General features: G+C 73.0%; 16 protein-coding genes. 10 read left to right on the forward strand and 6 right to left on the reverse strand.

Annotation, left to right across the window (positions count from 1 at the left end; translation table 11 throughout):
• Positions 1-101 precede the first annotated feature (101 nt).
• Entirely contained in the window at positions 102-698 is a 597-nt protein-coding gene (locus Q9S36_RS12220) for a helix-turn-helix domain-containing protein (RefSeq protein ID WP_311285371.1), read from the forward strand.
• Positions 699-701: 3 nt separating this feature from the next.
• On the opposite strand, the gene Q9S36_RS12225 is transcribed toward Q9S36_RS12220, so the two are convergent.
• The gene (locus Q9S36_RS12225) at positions 702-1,685 is read right to left on the reverse strand and encodes an o-succinylbenzoate synthase (protein ID WP_311285372.1); all 984 of its coding nucleotides are present in this window, start codon (positions 1,683-1,685) and stop codon (positions 702-704) included.
• 86 nt (positions 1,686-1,771) lie between these two features.
• Here Q9S36_RS12225 and metH point away from each other — a divergent pair, with 86 nt between their 5' ends.
• Positions 1,772-5,398, forward strand: coding sequence for a methionine synthase (metH, locus tag Q9S36_RS12230; RefSeq protein ID WP_311285373.1), 3,627 nt, complete (start codon positions 1,772-1,774; stop codon positions 5,396-5,398).
• 21 nt (positions 5,399-5,419) lie between these two features.
• Here metH and Q9S36_RS12235 read toward each other — a convergent pair whose 3' ends face one another.
• On the reverse strand, positions 5,420-6,232 hold the full coding sequence (locus tag Q9S36_RS12235) for a DUF1206 domain-containing protein (RefSeq protein ID WP_311285374.1): 813 nt from the start codon (positions 6,230-6,232) through the stop codon (positions 5,420-5,422).
• A gap of 76 nt (positions 6,233-6,308) precedes the next feature.
• Between Q9S36_RS12235 and Q9S36_RS12240 the strand changes: the two genes are divergently transcribed.
• From Q9S36_RS12240 to Q9S36_RS12255, 4 genes are all read left to right on the forward strand, one after another.
• Positions 6,309-7,310, forward strand: coding sequence for a LacI family DNA-binding transcriptional regulator (locus Q9S36_RS12240; protein ID WP_311285375.1), 1,002 nt, complete (start codon positions 6,309-6,311; stop codon positions 7,308-7,310).
• 83 nt (positions 7,311-7,393) lie between these two features.
• Complete coding sequence (locus Q9S36_RS12245) at positions 7,394-8,905, forward strand: alpha-N-arabinofuranosidase (protein ID WP_311285376.1); 1,512 nt, start codon at positions 7,394-7,396, stop codon at positions 8,903-8,905.
• A 43-nt stretch (positions 8,906-8,948) separates the two neighbouring features.
• The gene (locus tag Q9S36_RS12250) at positions 8,949-9,368 is read left to right on the forward strand and encodes a hypothetical protein (RefSeq protein ID WP_311285377.1); all 420 of its coding nucleotides are present in this window, start codon (positions 8,949-8,951) and stop codon (positions 9,366-9,368) included.
• Entirely contained in the window at positions 9,365-9,910 is a 546-nt protein-coding gene (locus Q9S36_RS12255) for a hypothetical protein (RefSeq protein WP_311285378.1), read from the forward strand. Before Q9S36_RS12250 ends, Q9S36_RS12255 begins: the two co-directional genes overlap by 4 nt.
• 1 nt (position 9,911) lies before the next feature.
• Here Q9S36_RS12255 and Q9S36_RS12260 read toward each other — a convergent pair whose 3' ends face one another.
• A complete protein-coding gene (locus tag Q9S36_RS12260; RefSeq protein ID WP_311285379.1) occupies positions 9,912-10,718 on the reverse strand; it encodes a zinc-ribbon domain-containing protein in 807 nt (268 codons plus the stop codon).
• 397 nt (positions 10,719-11,115) lie between these two features.
• On the opposite strand from Q9S36_RS12260, the gene Q9S36_RS12265 reads away from it, so the two are divergent.
• Positions 11,116-11,550 (forward strand): hypothetical protein, encoded by a 435-nt coding sequence (locus tag Q9S36_RS12265; protein WP_311285380.1) that lies wholly within the window; start codon positions 11,116-11,118, stop codon positions 11,548-11,550.
• Positions 11,551-11,552: 2 nt separating this feature from the next.
• Positions 11,553-12,275 (forward strand): hypothetical protein, encoded by a 723-nt coding sequence (locus Q9S36_RS12270; protein WP_311285381.1) that lies wholly within the window; start codon positions 11,553-11,555, stop codon positions 12,273-12,275.
• A gap of 7 nt (positions 12,276-12,282) precedes the next feature.
• On the opposite strand, the gene Q9S36_RS12275 is transcribed toward Q9S36_RS12270, so the two are convergent.
• The 3 genes from Q9S36_RS12275 to Q9S36_RS12285 are packed head-to-tail and all read right to left on the reverse strand — an operon-like array spanning position 12,283 to position 16,010.
• Complete coding sequence (locus Q9S36_RS12275; RefSeq protein ID WP_311285382.1) at positions 12,283-12,696, reverse strand: glucose-6-phosphate dehydrogenase; 414 nt, start codon at positions 12,694-12,696, stop codon at positions 12,283-12,285.
• A gap of 42 nt (positions 12,697-12,738) precedes the next feature.
• Complete coding sequence (locus tag Q9S36_RS12280) at positions 12,739-15,477, reverse strand: ABC transporter ATP-binding protein (RefSeq protein WP_311285383.1); 2,739 nt, start codon at positions 15,475-15,477, stop codon at positions 12,739-12,741.
• Positions 15,474-16,010 (reverse strand): hypothetical protein, encoded by a 537-nt coding sequence (locus tag Q9S36_RS12285; protein WP_311285574.1) that lies wholly within the window; start codon positions 16,008-16,010, stop codon positions 15,474-15,476. Before Q9S36_RS12285 ends, Q9S36_RS12280 begins: the two co-directional genes overlap by 4 nt.
• A 95-nt stretch (positions 16,011-16,105) precedes the next feature.
• Between Q9S36_RS12285 and Q9S36_RS12290 the strand changes: the two genes are divergently transcribed.
• Positions 16,106-17,008, forward strand: coding sequence for a 1,4-dihydroxy-2-naphthoyl-CoA synthase (locus tag Q9S36_RS12290; RefSeq protein ID WP_064003929.1), 903 nt, complete (start codon positions 16,106-16,108; stop codon positions 17,006-17,008).
• A gap of 8 nt (positions 17,009-17,016) precedes the next feature.
• Complete coding sequence (locus tag Q9S36_RS12295; RefSeq protein ID WP_311285384.1) at positions 17,017-18,171, forward strand: AMP-binding protein; 1,155 nt, start codon at positions 17,017-17,019, stop codon at positions 18,169-18,171.
• Positions 18,172-18,174: the final 3 nt, after the last annotated feature.

Genomic DNA, 18,174 nt, shown 5'->3' on the forward strand with positions numbered 1-18,174 from the left:
CTCCTGGTCAGAGTCGGACGGGTTCGATACAGCGCTGTATCCGATACACATGTGTATCGTAGACCCGCATGCCGGTGCCGAGCCTGAGGGATGGGTGTGAGATGACGCGAAGTCGAGAGAACACGCGAGCGCGCCTGCTCGAGGCGGCGCACGAGGTGTTCGCCGAGGTCGGGCTCGACGCGGCATCCGTCGAGATGATCTGCGAGCGCGCGGGGTTCACCCGCGGCGCGTTCTACTCGAACTTCGAGTCCAAGGACGAACTCTTCCTCGCCCTCATCACGCGGCTCTCGGAGGACAAGCTCGACGAGGTGTCGGTGCGCGTCCGGCGGCTCTCCGGCACCGACAGTCCGCTCGATCTCGTCCGGCAGATCGCCGACATGTCGCTTGCGGAACGCATGGAGCCGCAGCTGCTCAGCGAGGTGCGGGCGCAGGCGCTCCGCGACCCGCGACTGGCGGAGGCGTTCCTGGCGTGGCGGGCGCAGATGCTGGGCCGCATCGAGACGATCGTCCGCGACGTGAGCGAGCGCCACGGACTGCCGCTGCGGATGCCGGTGGCCGACGCGGCCTCGCTGCTGCTGGACGTGTCGGAGCAGTGCAGCGTGCAGGCGGCCCTCGAGCGGCTGTCGGAGCGCCAGGCGAACCGGGCGATGCAGTCGCGCCTCGAGCAGCTCGTGCCGCTGCTGGTCGGCGAGGCCTGACGCCTACTCGGCGAGGATCGCGTGGCAGCGCTCGAGGCGAGCGAGCCACCAGTCCAGCCGCTCGGGCTCCGCGGCGTGGCCGTCGAGCAGCGCGGCGTCGGGGGTGACGCGACCGACCGGCAGCGCGCCGGACCGCGGCCGCAGCGGCTCCGCCGCGACGTCGGCGGCGAGCAGCGACGCGGTGCCCAGCCCGCAGTCGAAGGCGAGGTCGGGCAGGGCCGCGGCGAGGGCCGTGCCCATCGCCAGGCCCACCGAGGTGTCGAGGGCGCTCGAGACGACGGCCGGCAGCCCCGCCTCGGCGACGATCTCGAGCGCACGACGCACGCCGCCGAGGGGCTGCACCTTGATCACGAGGAGGTCCGCCGCGCCCGCGCGGGCGACGGCGACCGGGTCGTCCGCTTTGCGCACGCTCTCGTCGGCGGCGATCGGGATGTCCATCCAGCGGATGCGGGTGCGCAGCTCGGCGAGCTCGGGCACCGTCGCGCACGGCTGCTCGACGTACTCGAGGTCGAAGCCGGCGAGGGCGTGCACGGCGTGCTCGGCCTCGTCGACGTTCCACGCGCCGTTGGCGTCGATGCGGATGCGGCCCTCGGGTCCCATCGCGGCGCGCACCTCCCGCACGCGCGCCACGTCGTCGGCAAGGGTCTGCCCGGGCTCGGCGACCTTGACCTTCGCGGTACGGCATCCGTCGAACCGGGCGAGCACCTCGGGGACGGATGCCGCGGCCACCGCCGGCACCGTCGCGTTCACCGGGACCGTGTCGCGCACCGCCGCGGGCGTGCGCTCCCAGCCGTACTCGATCGCGGCCTCGAGCCACGCCGCCGACTCGCGGTCGTCGTACTCGACGAAGGGCGAGAACTCGGCCCACCCCTCCGGTCCCTCGAGCAGCAGCGCCTCGCGGACGTCGATGCCGCGGAAGCGGGTGTGGAGCGGGAGGGCGACCACCCGCGCGCTCGCGCGCAGGTCGGCCAGCGGAGGCAGGTGCATGCCCCCATCCTGGCCCTCGTCGCGGTCGTGACGCCCGTGGTCGGCGGGCGGGTCCGCGATGCCGCGCCGGAAGTAGACTCGCGCGGGTGAGCAGCCCCCTCGCCCTCCGTCACCCGCTCGACGTCGAGTCCGTCCCGCGCCCCGCCCGGGCGCAGGCGCTGCTGGACGCGCTCGCCGAGCGGGTCGTGATCGCCGACGGCGCGATGGGCACGATGCTGCAGCGGCACGACCCGACGCTCGAGGACTACCGGCAGCTCGAGGGGTGCAACGAGATCCTCAACGTCTCGCGCCCCGACATGATCGCCGCCATCCACGACGAGTACCTCGCCACCGGGATCGACGCCATCGAGACCAACACGTTCGGGGCGAACTGGTCGAACCTGTCGGACTACGGCATCGACGACCGCATCCACGAGCTCGCCGCCGCCGGGGCGCGCATCGCGCGGGAACGCGTCGACGCCGCCGAGGCGCGCGACGGCCGCCTCCGCTGGGTGCTCGGATCCCTGGGCCCCGGCACGAAGCTCCCGAGCCTCGGTCACACGACCTACGACCACCTCAAGCAGACCTTCGCGCTGCAGGCGGAGGGCCTCATCGACGGGGGCGCCGACGCGCTGCTGATCGAGACGTCGCAGGACCTCCTGCAGACCAAGGCCGCCGTCAACGGTTGCAAGCAGGCGATCGTGAGTCGCGGCATCCGTCTGCCGATCCTCGTCGAGGTGACGGTCGAGACGACCGGCACGATGCTCATGGGGTCGGAGATCGGTGCGGCGCTCACGGCGCTCGAGCCCCTCGGTGTCGACGCGATCGGTCTCAACTGCGCGACCGGTCCCACCGAGATGAGCGAGCACCTGCGGCACCTGTCGAAGCACGCGACGGTGCCGGTCGTGTGCATGCCGAACGCCGGACTCCCGGTGCTGACCGCCGACGGGGCGCACTACCCGCTCACCCCGGACGAGCTCGCGACGGCGCACGAGCAGTTCGTCCGCGAGTTCGGGCTGGGACTGGTCGGCGGATGCTGCGGCACGACCCCCGAGCACATGGCCGCCGTCGTCGAGCGCCTGCGCCCGGTCGCCGCGCCCGCACCGCGGTCGCCCGTGACCGAGCCGGGGGTCGCGTCGCTGTACCAGCACGTGCCGTTCGACCAGGACACCGCCTACCTCGCGATCGGGGAGCGCACGAACGCGAACGGGTCGAAGGCCTTCCGCGAGGCGATGCTCGAGGGGCGGTGGGACGACTGCGTCGAGATCGCGCGGAACCAGATCCGCGTCGGCGCGCACCTGCTCGACGTCTGCGTCGACTACGTCGGTCGCGACGGGGTCGCGGACGTGCGCGAGATCGTGTCGCGGTTCGCCTCGGCATCCACTCTTCCGCTCGTCATCGACTCCACCGAGCCCGCTGTCCTGCAGGCGGGTCTCGAACTGATCGGCGGGCGTCCGGTCGTGAACTCGGTGAACTACGAGGACGGCGACGGGCCCACCAGCCGGTTCGGGCGGATCATGCCGCTCGTGAAGGAGCACGGCAGCGCCGTCATCGCCCTCACGATCGACGAGCAGGGGCAGGCGCGCACAGCCGTCGACAAGCTGCGCATCGCGTCGCGGCTCGTCGACGAGCTGGTCGGCGAGTGGGGGATGCGGGTCTCGGACATCGTCGTGGACTGCCTCACGTTCCCGATCGCGACCGGTCAGGAGGAGACGCGGCGCGACGCGATCGAGACGATCGAGGCGATCCGCGGACTCGTCGAGAAGTACCCCGGCATCAACACGACCCTCGGCGTCTCGAACGTGTCGTTCGGGCTCAACCCGGCGGCGCGGTCGGTGCTCAACTCGGTCTTCCTGCACGAGGCGACGCAGGCGGGTCTCACGTCGGCGATCGTCGATGCGGCCAAGATCGTCCCGCTCGCCTCGATCCCCGAGGAGCAGCGGAAGGTCGCGCTCGACCTCGTGTGGGACCGGCGCGAGACGGATGCCGAGGGGAACGTCACCTACGACCCGCTCGCCGTCATGCTCGACATGTTCGCCGGGGTCGACACCGCCGCCCTGCGCGATCAGCGCGCCGCCGAGCTCGCCGCCCTGCCCGTGGGGGAGCGGCTCGAGCGTCGCATCATCGACGGAGAGCTGAAGGGCCTCGAGGCCGACCTCGACCTCGCGCGCGAGGGCGGCATCGCCCCGCTCGACATCATCAACGACCACCTGCTCGAGGGAATGAAGGTCGTCGGCGAGCGGTTCGGCGCCGGCCAGATGCAGCTGCCGTTCGTCCTGCAGTCCGCCGAGGTGATGAAGACCGCCGTCGCGCTGCTCGAACCCCACATGGAGCGCACCGACGCGTCGGGCAAGGGCACGATCGTGCTCGCGACCGTCCGCGGCGACGTGCACGACATCGGCAAGAACCTCGTCGACATCATCCTGACCAACAACGGCTACACCGTCGTGAACCTCGGCATCAAGCAGCCCATCGCCGACATCATCGCCGCCGCCGAGGAGCACGACGCCGACGTCATCGGCATGAGCGGCCTGCTCGTGAAGTCCACGGTCGTCATGAAGGAGAACCTCGAGGAGCTCGCCTCGCGCGGGCTCGCCGGCCGCTGGCCCGTGATCCTCGGCGGCGCGGCGCTGACCCGCGCCTACGTCGAGGACGACCTCGCCGGGATCTTCCCGGGCGAGGTCCGCTACGCGAAGGACGCCTTCGAGGGCCTCGCGCTCATGGAGCCCCTCGTGAAGATCGCCCGCGGGGCGGACCCGGCATCCGTCGGCCTCCCGCCGCTGAAGAAGCGCATCCACTCCGCGGGGTCGAAGCTCACCCTGACCGAGCCCGAGGCGATGCCCGGGCGGTCGGACGTGGCATCCGACAACCCCGTGCCGGCGCCGCCGTTCTGGGGCACCCGGATCGTGCGCGGTGTCGCGCTCGCCGACTACGCCGCCTTCCTCGACGAACGCGCGACGTTCATGGGGCAGTGGGGGCTGAAGCCCGGGCGCGGCGACGACGGCCTCACGTACGAGCAGCTCGTCGAGACCGAGGGGCGGCCGCGGCTGCGGTACTGGCTCGACCGCATCCTCGCCGAGGGCATGCTCGACGCGTCGGTCGCCTACGGCTACTTCCCCGTCGTCAGCGAGGGCGACGACGTCGTCGTGCTGCACCACGGCGCGGATGCCGCCGGTCGCCTCGGGGTGCCGGGGTTGCTCGCCCCCGACGGCGGGTCTGGGGGCGAGGTCGGCACTGAGCGGCTGCGGTTCTCGTTCCCGCGCCAGCGGCGCGACCGGCACCTCTGCCTCGCGGACTTCGTGCGCTCCCGCGAGTCGGGGCAGGTCGACGTGCTGCCCGTGCAGCTCGTGACGGCGGGAGCCCGGATCGATCAGGTCACCGCGAAGCTGTTCGCCGAGGACCGGTACCGCGACTACTACGAGCTCAACGGGCTCGTGATGCAGCTGACCGAGGCGCTCGCCGAGTTCTGGCACGCCCGCATCCGTGCCGAGCTCGGCTTCGCCGGCGAGGATCCCGCCGACACGGCCGGGCTGTTCAAGCTCGAGTACCGCGGCGCGCGTTTCTCGCTGGGGTACCCGGCGTGCCCCGACATGGAGGACCGGCGGAAGGTCGTCGAGCTGCTGCATCCCGAACGGATGGGGGTCGAGCTCAGCGAGGAACTGCAGCTGCATCCCGAGCAGTCGACGGATGCCTTCGTGTTCCACCACCCCGAGGCGAAGTACTTCTCGGTCTGACGGGCGCCCGGTGAGCGGGCCTCACAGGCGCGTGTAGCGGGCGCGGAAGAAGGCGTAGACGCCGTACGCGATCCAGCCGGCGCCCACGAGGACGAGCAGGATCTTGCCGGCGGGGAGGTCGGCGATCGTGCGCAGGGCTCCGTCGAGTCCACTGGACTTCTCGGGGTCGTTGGTCGCCGCGGCGAAGAGGAACAGGACGCCGACACCCGCCATCGCGACGCCGCGGGCGATGTAGCCGACGGTGCCGAGGATCCGCACGCCGCGGCCCGCGGTCCCGCCCGGCACGCTCAGGTCGCGCTCGAAGCGTCGCGTGACGCCCTTGACCACGAGGTACCCCGCGATGGCGATCAGCACGATCCCGATGGCGACGACGAGGAACACACCGCCGGGCGTCGAGAGCAGGCTCGCGGTGAGCGAGGTCGTCGAGCCCGACGAGCTCGACGACCCGCCGACGGCGAACGTGCCCGCCGTGACGGCGAGGGCGAGGTAGACGAGCCCCTTCGCGCCGTTCTTGACGATGTGCACGGCGCGGTCCTTGCCGGAGTCGGCGCTGCGGTCGAGGACGGCGCTCAGCAGATGCCACAGCCCGAGGGCGGCCAGCCCGATCGTCACGGCCCACAGCAGGAAGACGCCGCCGGGGGCTGCGGCGAGCTGCGCGAGGGCGCCCGACTGGTCGGCCTCCTGTCCGCCGGCGCCGCCGAGGGCGATCGAGATGGCGATCACGCCGATGAGGATGTGGACGATCCCGCTCGCGGCGAAGCCCGCCCGGGCGAGGACGTGGACCGCCCGGCTGTTCTTGGCGTCGTGGGCCGCGCTCTTGGCTGTCGAGGTCATGGCGTCAGCCTAGGGACCGCGACCGCCGGCCACGCAGGGGTTGCGCTCCGCTGTACAGTGACGCGCGGGAGGGCGGATGACACCGACGGTGCACGACGTGGCGCGGCTGGCCGGCGTCTCGATCAAGACGGTGTCGAACGTCATCAACGGCCACCCTCATGTGCGGGCGTCGACGCGGGAGAAGGTGCAGCGGGCGATCGCGGAGCTCGGGTACACCCCCAACCTGACCGCCCGGAGCCTCCGCAGCGGACGGACGGGCGTCATCGCCCTCGCCGTGCCGGATCTCTCGTTCAGCTACTTCGCCGAGCTCGCGGGGATGGTCATCGCCCGCGCCGAGGAGCGCGGCGTCGTCGTGCTCGTCGAGCAGACCGGCGGAGAGCGCGACCGGGAACGCGAGCTGCTGCGCAGTCCCCGGCTCGGGCTGACCGACGGCCTCATCCTCAGTCCGCTGGGGTTGGAGGCATCCGACCTCGCCGACCGCCCGCGGACGTACCCGACGGTGCTGCTCGGCGAGCGGGTGTACGACGCGCCCGTCGACCACGTGACGATGCGCAATACCGAGGCGGCGCAGGCGGCGACGGCGCATCTTCTGACCGCGGGCCGTCAGCGCATCGCCGTGCTCGGCGCGCACGACGACGACGGCGCGGCAGGGCTGCGGCTGCAGGGCCACCGCGCGGCTCTCGCCGACGCGGGCGTCGCGCACGATCCGGACCTGATCGTCGAGACCCGGTTCTGGGACCGGGCGGGCGGCGCCGACGCCGTCCGCGACCTGCTCGCGCGCGGCGTGGACTTCGACGCGGTGTTCGGGCTGAGCGACACCCTCGCGCTCGGTGCGATCCGCGCGCTGCAGGAGGCGGGGCGACGCGTGCCCGACGAGGTGGCCGTCGTGGGGTTCGACGACCTCGACGAGGCGGCGTACGCGATTCCGTCGCTCACGACGATCGACCCGGGTCGACGGTGGATCGCGCAGACCGCGGTCGACACGCTGCTGGGCCGGGTGGGGGATGCCGCGGGCGAGGCGCGCGTGGTGTCGGCACCCTTCGAGCTGCGCGTGCGGGAGTCCGCGCCGGCGCGCTGACGCTCGACCGAGACCTTGACGACCGGCATCCCTCTCGCCATCATGAATTACAACGTTTACCGTTTCGGACAAGGAAGCCCGCCATGACCTCTGCACGCCTCATCGTCGACGCCGCAGCCCCCATCGGAGAGGTCCGCCGCAAGATTTTCGGCGGCTTCGTCGAGCACCTCGGCCGGCACATCTACGACGGCATCTTCGAGCCGGGTCATGAGACGGCGGATGCCGAGGGGTTCCGCACCGACGTCATCGACCTCGTCAAGGAGCTCGGGGTCGACACGATCCGCTACCCGGGCGGCAACTTCGTGTCGGGCTTCCGCTGGGAGGACTCGGTCGGTCCCGTCGCCGAGCGCCCGCGCCGCCTCGACCTGGCCTGGCACTCGACCGAGACCAACGAGGTCGGCCTGCACGAATTCTCGTCGTGGCTCGACAAGGTCGGCAGCGACCTGATGATGGCGGTCAACCTCGGCACGCGCGGCACGCTCGAGGCGATCGACCTGCTCGAGTACTGCAACATCCGCTCGGGGACGGCTCTCAGCGACCGTCGCGTCGCGAACGGCGCGACCGAGCCTTTCGACGTGCGCATGTGGTGCCTCGGCAACGAGATGGACGGCCCCTGGCAGCTGGGTCACCGCTCGGCGGAGGACTACGGCAAGCTCGCGTCCCGCACCGCGAAGGGGATGCGGCAGCTCGACCCGTCGATCCAGCTCGTCGTCTGCGGCTCGTCGGGTGCGACGATGCCGACGTTCGGCGAATGGGAGCGGGTCGTCCTCACCCACACGTACGACGACGTCGACCTGATCTCGTGCCACGCGTACTACGAGGAGAAGGACGGCGACATCGGCAGCTTCCTCGCCTCGGCGGTCGACATGGACCGCTTCATCGAGACGGTCGTCGCGACCGCCGACCACGTCGCGGCCGTCAAGCGGTCGTCGAAGAAGATCGACATCTCGTTCGACGAGTGGAACGTCTGGTATCTCTCGCGGTGGGAGAACGTCGAGAAGATCGACGGCATCGACAACTGGCCGGTCGCGCCGCGCCTGCTCGAGGACGTCTACTCGGTGGTGGATGCCGTGGTGTTCGGCAGCCTCATGATCTCGCTGCTCAAGCACGCCGACCGTGTCGCGAGCGCGTCGCTCGCGCAGCTCGTGAACGTCATCGCGCCGATCATGACCGAGCCCGGCGGACCGGCCTGGCGCCAGACGACGTTCTTCCCCTTCTCGCTCACGTCGCGCCTCGCGCAGGGCGAGGCGATGCGCGTGCTCGTCGACGCGCCGTCGTACGAGACCGCCGTGTTCGGCGAGGTGCCGCTCGTCGACGCCGTCGCCACGCACGACGACGCGACGGGCCGGAGCGCGGTCTTCCTCGTCAACCGCAGCACGACCGAGTCGATCGAGGTCACCGTCGACGTGTCGGGCCTGGGCGCCACCTCGATCGCCGAGACGCACACGCTCTCGGACGACGACGTCTACGCGAAGAACACGCTCGACGACCGGGAGCGTGTCGCGCCGCGTGCCAACGAGTCCGCCGTCCTCGACGGCGGCACGTTGACGATCACGCTTCCCCCGGTGTCGTGGACGGCGGTCGCGCTCGCCTGAGACGGATGCCGCAGGTGCGACACTCTCGGGTGAGGGGGTCGGGATGAAGCGTTCGGTGGGGATCGTCGGGCTTGTTGCACTCGCGGCTGGCGTCGTGGGGTGCGCGCCGAGCGCTGAACAGTCGGTCACCTGCGTGTCGTGGGGGACCTACGCGTCCGACGAGGACCGGCTCGAAGCCGCTGACCTTGTCGTCGAGGTCGAGTCCATCCGGCCGGACGGAACCAGCGCTGTCTACGGATACCCCGCCAACGCGTACCTCGTGTCGGGGCTGACCGTCATCAAGGGCGACCTCACCGACGCGTCCGAGCTCCGGGTCGCCTCGACCGCGGACAACTGCGCGTCGCCGGTCTATGCGGAGGGGGACCCGATGCTCCAGGACGCGCCTCTTCGCCTGTACCTGAGCTTCGACCACGGCCAATGGATCACTCTGTCGCCCTTCGACGGCGTACGACCCGCCTCATGAACCTCGTCTTCCACCAGCGCGTCGACCTCGTCGGTGCTGCGCTCGTCCCGGCATCCGATCTGGCATCGATCGACCCGGCCGGCTACGCGCGAGCGATGGCGAAGTACGAGGACACGCCGGAGCGACAGCGGCTGAAGGAGACGGAGATCCCGGGACTCGCGCGCACGTGGGCGGAGGTCGTCTTCCTCAGCCCGGTGCACCCGCACGCGATCTGGCGGGCGTGGCGGGAGATCCGCGGCAAGGAGCCTCCGCGCGCGGAGTTCTGGGCGATTCCGGTCGACGACCTGCCCGCGGGCACCGTCGTTCTCGACCGGACGGTCACGGCGACGGGGGATCCGATCGACGCGTCGGAGGTGGCGCCGTTCCACCCGCCATCGTTCGTCACGGCGACCGAGATCCCCGCGGGCAACCGGGCCTGGCTCGAGGAGATGGTGCGGCGCGGTGTGAGCGGGGCGTGGTTCCACGGCATCCCGCACGTGCTCGCGCCGGGCGCGGTGCCGCTCGGCAACGCGCGGGTGATCGGCTGGGAGGAGCCGATCTGACTCACCGCCGGTACGCGTCCACGACGAGGTCGCCGCGGATTCCCCGCAGCGCGTCGAGGATCGCGGGCACCGTCGTGGCGCCGGCGGTCCGCAGGACGACATCGTTCGGACCCAGCGGCTCGAGCCCGCCGGTGCGGACCCGCACGACCTCCCAGCCTGCGGCGCGCAGCAGCGCATCCTTGCGCCGATCGGATGCCTCCCGCTTCCCCACGTGCTCGAGCCCGTGCCGCCCCGGGGTGTCGTACTCGATCGCGACTCGCAGTTCGGGCAGCAGGATGTCGGGCCACACCTCGCGGTGCCGGAAGAACGGCCGCCCGACGCGCACCGCCGTCATCCCCTCGGTGAAGAGCAGGGCTTCGCTGAGCTGCAGCCGCAGTCGCCCTTCGGCAGCGGATGCGGGTCGCGGCGCGCACGCGCTGACGAACGGCTCGCCGACGGGCAGGTCGGGGGTCTTCTCGCAGACGGTCGGCGTCGCACGCTTCGCTACCGCCTTCACCGGTCGCGGCGCCGCGAGGGCCGAGCACTCCGGGCACCAGGCCGACCGTCGCCGGACGCGTCCTGGCCGCTCGCGCTGCTCGGTGGGTGTCGCCGCGAACCGGTGGCCGGCCGTGCACTCCCAGCACAGCAGCACGTCGGCAGCGGGCGGGATCTGCGACAGCGAGATCCCCTCGTTGAGGTCGGGGTGGTACTGCCGCACGAGCTCGGGGTAGGCGGCCCACGCCGATCGATACGTGCCGACCGGGTAGGGCACGTCGACGCCGCGCGAGAATTGGCGGCGCTGCCACCACCACCGCACCGGTTCCGTCACCGTGCCGACGGTAGGCGAGGGGTCGGACACGGCATACTGCGAGGATGCGTCCCCTTCGCCTCGCGTTCGTGCTGCTCGCCTCGGTCGCTCTCACCGGGTGCGTCTCGACGGCGAGCCTCGAGTCGGAGCAGACCCCGACGCCCACCGCCGAGCGGACACCCGCCGCGGCGGCGAAGGAAGTTACCGAGCCGCCGCGGTGCGCGGAATGGGCCGGCGACACGACGATGCTCATCAACCTCGACGAGGTGCTCGGTGTGATCGAGCCGGCGGACCCGATGGCGGGGTGGCTCGCGGGCGGCGACGACCTCGTGAGGGGCGAAGGCGCCTGCGCGCCGGTCTCCACGCAGCCGGTCGGCACCGTCGAGACCTGCACCGCGCCGGATGCCCCCTCGACGACGTGTCGCGGGCCGTCTCCAGCGCTCCCGTCGAGTACATGTTCGCCGCCGAGGCGGAGCGCCAGATCGCGGGCTACGTCGAAGGGCGCACGGCCGATGGGGAGCACTTGGTCCTCGGGATGCAGGCGCGGCGGTTCGCGACGCCGGCAGACGCTCGGGCAGCGCCGATCCTCGACGCGCTCGCCGCGTGCGAAGGGTCGCAGGCCGGCGACGGCCGAGTGCGGGTCTTCGAGGGGACCGAACCCGCGGTCGTGGCGTCGGTCGAGGGCCGGGATGTCTTCGTCGTCCGCAGCGCGCGGCCGGTCACCACGGAGGGCGAGGATGCGGGGCTGACGGCCACGGAATCGTCGCTGCTCCCCGAAGCGAGCGTGAATGCGGCCGAGGAGTGGTGGCAGGCGCAGGCTGCCGCAGCGTTGAGCCGCGAGCCTCGGGGCTGACCATGCAGCCAATACGGGGCCTGTCCGTCCTCGCCGCCGTCGCCGTCCTCACTCTCACCGGGTGCGTCTCGACGGCGGAGCTCGAATCCGGGACGTCGCCGACGCCGACGCGGACGGTCGACCGCCCGCCCGCCGAGCCCGCGTCGTGCACGCGTGAACGCAGCGTCGATCTCCCGGTCGCGAACTCGACGGACGGGCTGCCGGGCGTCGATGAGGTGGCGTCGATGGAGTGGAACCTGGCGGGATACGAGCGAGCCGAGGGAGCGTGTGCTCCGGAGGGGACCTCGGAGGGCGCGACGACAGTCTGCTCGCCCGTGATCGGAGACTCCCCGGCGTTGTCGGCGCCGTTTGACGACATGTTCGCGGCGGGAGCGCTCCGCCAGACCTCGGCCCGAGTGCGGGTCGACATGGCGACCGGCGCGGAGTTCGCCTATGCTGCGTCGACCTGGCGGTTCCCCTCGGCGGCGGATGCCGCTGCCGCACCGTTCGTGGGCCTGATCGCCGCGTGCGACGACGTCGTCGCATCGACGGACGACGACCGTCGCCGATGGGAGCTGTACGACGGCGACGAGCCGCACCTCCGACTGACCGTCGACGGCGCCGACGTCCTGCTGTTCCGGAGCCTCTCCGTCGCCGCCGAGGGCGAGGAGGGTCTGCTGTCGCTCGCGGCGGTCGACGACCTCGAGGAGTGGTGGCTGTCGAACACCGCGCCCGACGAGCCCTGACCCGGCCTCAGGCGACCTGCTGGCCGCACATCCCGCAGACGCCGGTCGCGGAGACCTCGACGAAGCAGTCCGGGCACATCGCGCGCACGACGTCGAGGGAGGCCGCGGGGCGCTTCGGGGCGACGGTGCGCTCGGGGCGCGGCTTCGGGGCGGTGCCGCGCGGCTTGCCGGGCCGGGCGACCGACGGCGGGGGCGGCGGGGCGGTCTTCGGGGCGTGCTCGGCGCAGTAATACCGCACGAAGCCGGCGTGATTGTTCGGATGCCGGTGCTTGACGACCCACAGTTCGGTGCGCTCGCGCGGCTCGCTGCCGGCGGGGCAGCTCACGCAGCGGGTCGGTTCGCCGGGCACCGCGTCGGCGGCGAGGACGGGCGTCTCGAACGGAAGAGCGTCCCGCCAATCGGAGGATCTCGTGATCTTCATGCGGGGGTCCCTCCGCGGCGCTCGTCGGGGGTGAGAGCCGCCCTACAAGCTTCGCACGACGGCGACGGGTCCGGGCGCCCGGGAGGGCGCGACCGGGCGCGACATCGGCTTGGCCCGCCGCAGTGAACGGAGCAGCGGACGGCCCACGAGAGCGAGGCCGAAGACGGTCGTGACGGCCCGCACGGTGTCCCAGCCGGCCGTCGAGGTGACGAGCGAGTAGAGCAGGAAGCTCGCGAGGTTCTCGGTCAGCGGCGCGCCGGGGATGTAGGAGATCGACGTCCCCGCCCCGACGGCGAACGGCCAGAACCAGAGGTTCATGACCAGGCCGAACAGGTACGACGCGATCACCCCGTACCCCGCCAGCATGACGACTTCGCCGCGCCCCCGCACCCGCGCCGGCAGGAGAGCGGCGCCCGCCGCCACCCATCCGCACGCGAACATCTGGAACGGCAGCCACGGCCCGACCCCGCCCCACACGAGCGACGACAGCAGCAGCGACGCGGCGCCCAGCAGCATCCCGAACCGTGCGCCGTAGGCGCGGCCGGCGAGGATCAGCAGGACGAACAGCGCCTCGACGCCGCCGACCCCGGTCGACGCGAGCCGGATCGCGCCGCCGATCGCGGCGAGCGTCGCCAGCAGCGCGAGCGTGTGGGCCGACCGGATCGACGCGTCGACCGCCGTCGCGACGAGCACGACCGCGAGAGGGGCGAGCGCGAGGGCGATGACGGGCGCCGCGGCCTGCGCCTGCGACGGCAGCGCGGCGGCCACGAGCGGCCACGCGAACGCACCGGCCGCGAGCAGGTTGGCGGCGAGGAGGACGAGGCCGCGCGAGCGCGCGCGGGCGGGCGCGGCATCCGATCGTTCGCGGATTCGGACGACGTCGCGGGATGCGGATGCCGGGGGCATGTTCGATCCGAATCCCGCGGCGATCTCCGAATCCGACGGCAGGCCGCCCGGACGCAGCACGCCGCCGTCGATCCGCACCGCGCGGTCGGCCAGCACGCCCGCGAGTTCCGCGTCGTGCGTCGCGAACACGACCGCGGCGCCCGAACAGGCTGTCCGCACCAGCGCCGCGGCGACGAGCGTGCGGGCGGCGGGGTCGAGGCCGCGCGTCGGCTCGTCGACGAGCAGGGCCGCGGGTCGCCGGGCGCACTGGATCGCGATCGCGAGACACCGTCGCTGTCCGGCGGACAGATCGAGCGGATGCCGCCGGCTCAGCGCCGTCGCCGCGGGCGAGTCCGCGGGCATCCCGAGCAGGTCGAAGAACACGGCGGCGGTGCCGGTCGTGCGGGCCCGACGGTCGGCGTGACGGCACTCGGCCTCGACCGTGTCGCGGACGAAGAGGTCGTCCGAGGCGTCGGGCACGAGCGCGACGCGGCCGGTCGCCCGGACTCCCGGCGCGCCGAGGGCGAGCGCCGTGAGGAGGCTCGACTTGCCCGCGCCGTTCGGTCCCTGCACGGCGACGATTTCGCCCGCCGCGACGCGGAGGTCCGCGCCGTCGACCGCGACCCGCGCGCCGTGGCGGACGGTCACCCCGTGCGCCTCGAGGACGGTCGCGCCGACCTGTCGCGCGCCCGGACGCGGCAGCGGCGCCTCCTCCCGCCGCCCGACGCCGACGACGCCGTCCGCGACGCCGGTGAACTCGTCCGCGCGGTGCTCGGCGACGACGACGCACACGCCCGACCGGCGAACGAGATCCGTGAGCAGCGCGACGACCCGGGCGCGGGCGGCGGTGTCGAGATCCGCGAGCGGCTCGTCGACGAGCAGCAGTGCCGGGGCGTCGACGACCGCGGCCGCGATCGCGACGAGGGTCACCTCGCCGGCCGACAGCTCGCGCACGCGGCGGTCGAGGAGCGCCGTCACCCCGACGCGCTCCGCGACCTCGGCGACCCGCGCATCGATCTCGGGGGTCGCCGCGCCGCGCAGGTCGAGCGCCAGTCCGATCTCGTCGCGGACGCGCTCGGCGGCGAACCCCTGACGCGGGTCCTGCAGCACGACCCCGACGGACCGGGCGGTGTCCCTCGGCAGCCGCGCGGCGCGCGGCATCCCGACCACGTCGATCATCCCGGCGCTCCATCCGCCGTCGGTCGTCGTGTGCAGACCGGCGAGTCCGCGCAGGAGGGTGCTCTTGCCGGCGCCCGTGGGACCGACGACGAGGGTGAGCGTGCCGGCGGTCAGGTCGAGCCGGTCGACGGCCGCGACCGTCCGATCGCCGAAGCCCCACGCGGCGCCGTCGAGGCGCACGACGGGGTCGGCCTGCGCGACCGCTCCCGAGCCGGCGTACCCGCGCAGTTCGAGCGCGGTTCCGAGGGCGACGGCGCGCTGCAGGGTGCGCTCGAGCACCGGGGCGAGCAGCCGCACGCCGGCGCGCTCGCCGCGAAGGCGCGCGGCCCGTCGCGCGGCGCGCACCGCGTCGGCCAGCGCCGGGAGCGTCGCCCACGCGAGCGCGAGGGCGCGGGCGAGGCCCTGCACCGGGCCGCGACGTGCGCCGCGCGCGAGAAGTCGCGGCACGTCGAGCACCGCGACGAGCGCGCCGACGATCAGGAGCGGCACCGCGATGGTCAGAGCGGATGCCGCGGCCTCCGCGATCCCGCCGGCGGTCACCGGGCCGAGCACCTCGACATGCGCGAACGGCGCGGGCAGGCGCCAGGACGGCAGGTCGAGGAGGAGCGTCCCGCCGCCGTCGGCACCGCCGAACAGGACGCGGTACAGCACCCGGACCACGACGAACCCGGCCGCGACGGCGGTCGCGGCCCGCAGCGGTCCGGGTCGGACGGTCACGGCGTCGGCGCCGCCGGTTCGCCGTCGAGCGAGAAGAGCAGTTCGAGGCTCTCGCCAGGGGAGAGCTGCAGGGTCGCGATGCCCTCCTGCGCGAAGCCCCACTCCGCGTCGGCGGACGGGCGCACCCACAGACCCCAGTACGCGAAGCCGGCGGGCATGCTCTCGCAGGACTCGACGTAGTCGGGGTCCTCGGTCGATCCGACGGGCTCGTCGGCTGCGGGCAGGCCGTTCACGCGGCAGACGATGGCGTCACCGTACTCGGTCGTCCCCTCGAGCTCGACCCCGGCGGCGGCGAGGGCGTCGGTCGCGGCGATCGGCTCGTCGGCCGGCACGCACGTGTCGAGCGCGACCTCGTCCGCGCCCGGCAGGTTCCCGCCATCGACGATGACGGTCACCCCGGAGTCGGCGGTGCACGTCGCGGTGGACGGCGTCGGCGACGGCGAGCCGGGATCGGCCTTCGGCGCGGCGGGCGCGCAGGCGGACAGGGTGAGCGCCAGCACGGCGGCGGCGAGGGCGGGGAGGGCACGGGACATCACCGCTCCAGGGTAGGGGTGTGGGGCTCCTCGCGACGGCGCGTGTGACGCTGCGCGGCATCCGCTCGGCTCGGCCCCGCGCGTAGGCTGGCCGGGTGACCGTCTCCGAGCTCTTCGACCCGGCGGAGTGGACCGCGGCGCCCGGCGCCGAGGCCTACACCGACATCACCGCGCACGTCTCGACGGACGGGCGGATCGCGCGCATCGCGTTCGACCGGCCGGAGGTGCGCAACGCCTTCCGCCCGCACACCGTCGACGAGCTGTACCGCGCGCTCGACACGGCGCGGCAGGACCCGAGGATCGGCGTCGTGCTGCTGACCGGCAACGGTCCGAGCCCGAAGGACGGCGGGTGGGCGTTCTGCTCCGGCGGCGACCAGCGCATCCGCGGTCGCGACGGCTACAAGTACTCAGATGACGAGAGGGCGGTCCACGACCCCGCGCGGGCGGGACGCCTGCACATCCTCGAGGTGCAGCGCCTCATCCGGTTCATGCCGAAGGTCGTCATCGCCGTCATCCCCGGCTGGGCGGCCGGCGGCGGGCACTCGCTGCACATCGTCTGCGACCTCTCGATCGCCAGCGCCGAGCACGGGCGTTTCAAGCAGACCGATGCGGATGTCGGGTCGTTCGACGCGGGCTACGGCTCGGCGTACATGGCGCGTCAGGTGGGCCAGAAGGTCGCGCGCGAGGTGTTCTTCCTCGCCGAGGAGTACTCGGCGCAGCGCGCGTACGAGATGGGCGCCGTCAACCGCGTCGTGCCGCACGCGGACCTCGAGCGCGAGGCGATCTCGATGGCCCGGACGATCCTCGGCAAGTCGCCCACGGCGATCCGCATGCTGAAGTTCGCGTTCAACGCGATCGACGACGGGATGGTCGGCCAGCAGGTGTTCGCCGGTGAGGCGACGCGGCTCGCCTACGGCACCGACGAGGCCGTCGAGGGCCGCGACGCGTTCCTCGAGAAGCGCGACCCGGACTGGTCGCCGTACCCGTACCACTTCTGAGTCCCACGATGCAGCTGCGCCCGCTCGACTCCGCCGATCCCCGCGACGTGCTGCGGGCGCTGCGCTCCGCGGTGCTCGGTGCGGGGCCCGCGGTCGCGCTCGGTGCCGCGTCGGACCTGCCGGACGAGGTGCCCGCCGGAACCGCGGTGGTCGTCACGACGAGCGGATCGACGGGCTACCCCAAGTCGGTCGCGCTCAGCCGGTCGGCGCTGACCTCGTCGGCGCTCGCGACCGCCGAGCGGATCGGCAGCGGCGCCTGGCTGCTCGCCCTGCCCGCGACCTACGTCGCCGGCGTGCAGGTCATGGTCCGCGCGCTCGTCGCCGGGCGCGACCCGGCGATCCTCGCAGGCTCGTTCACGGCGCAGACCTTCACCGCCGCCGCATCGGCGATGGCCGCGAGCGAGGGCGGGCGCCGCATCCCGACGTACACGTCACTCGTGCCGGCGCAGGTGCAGACGCTGGTCGAGGCGGGGGAGAGGGATGCCGCGGTCGCCCGCGCGTTCGCCTCGTTCGAGGCCGTGCTCGTCGGCGGGCAGGCCCTACCGCCCGCGCTCTCCGAACGGGCCGCGGCCCTCGGCGCCCGGGTCGTCCGCACCTACGGGTCGACCGAGACGAGCGGCGGCTGCGTCTACGACGGGCGGCCGCTCGAGGGCGTGCGCATGCGGATCGCAGACGGCGAGGTGCAGCTGAGCGGCCCGACGCTCGCCGACGGCTACCTCGGCGAGCCCGAGCTCACCGCCGAGGTGTTCGTGCGCGACGCGGACGGGACCCGCTGGTACCGCACGGGCGACACCGGGTCCGTCGAGGACGGCGTGCTGCGGGTGACGGGGCGCCGCGACAACGTCATCGTCTCCGGCGGGGTGAACGTTTCGCTCGACCGGGTCGAGCAGGCCGTGCGCACCGTGCCGGGGCTCGAGGGCGCCGTGATCGTGCCGACGACGGACGAGCGCTGGGGCGCGGCATCCGTCGTCGTCCTCTCGCGGGCGGCGCTCGCCGACCGGACCGAGCCCGACGTGCTCGACGAGGCGCGCCGCGTCGTCGCCGCGGCGATCGGTGCGCCGGCGCGACCGCGCGAGCTGCTCGTGCTCGACGCCGTGCCGTTGACGACGAGCGGCAAGCCCGACCGGGCGCTGCTCCGACGGCTGCTGGCGGAGGACGAATAGGAT

The organism is Microbacterium sp. ARD31 (assembly GCF_031844425.1).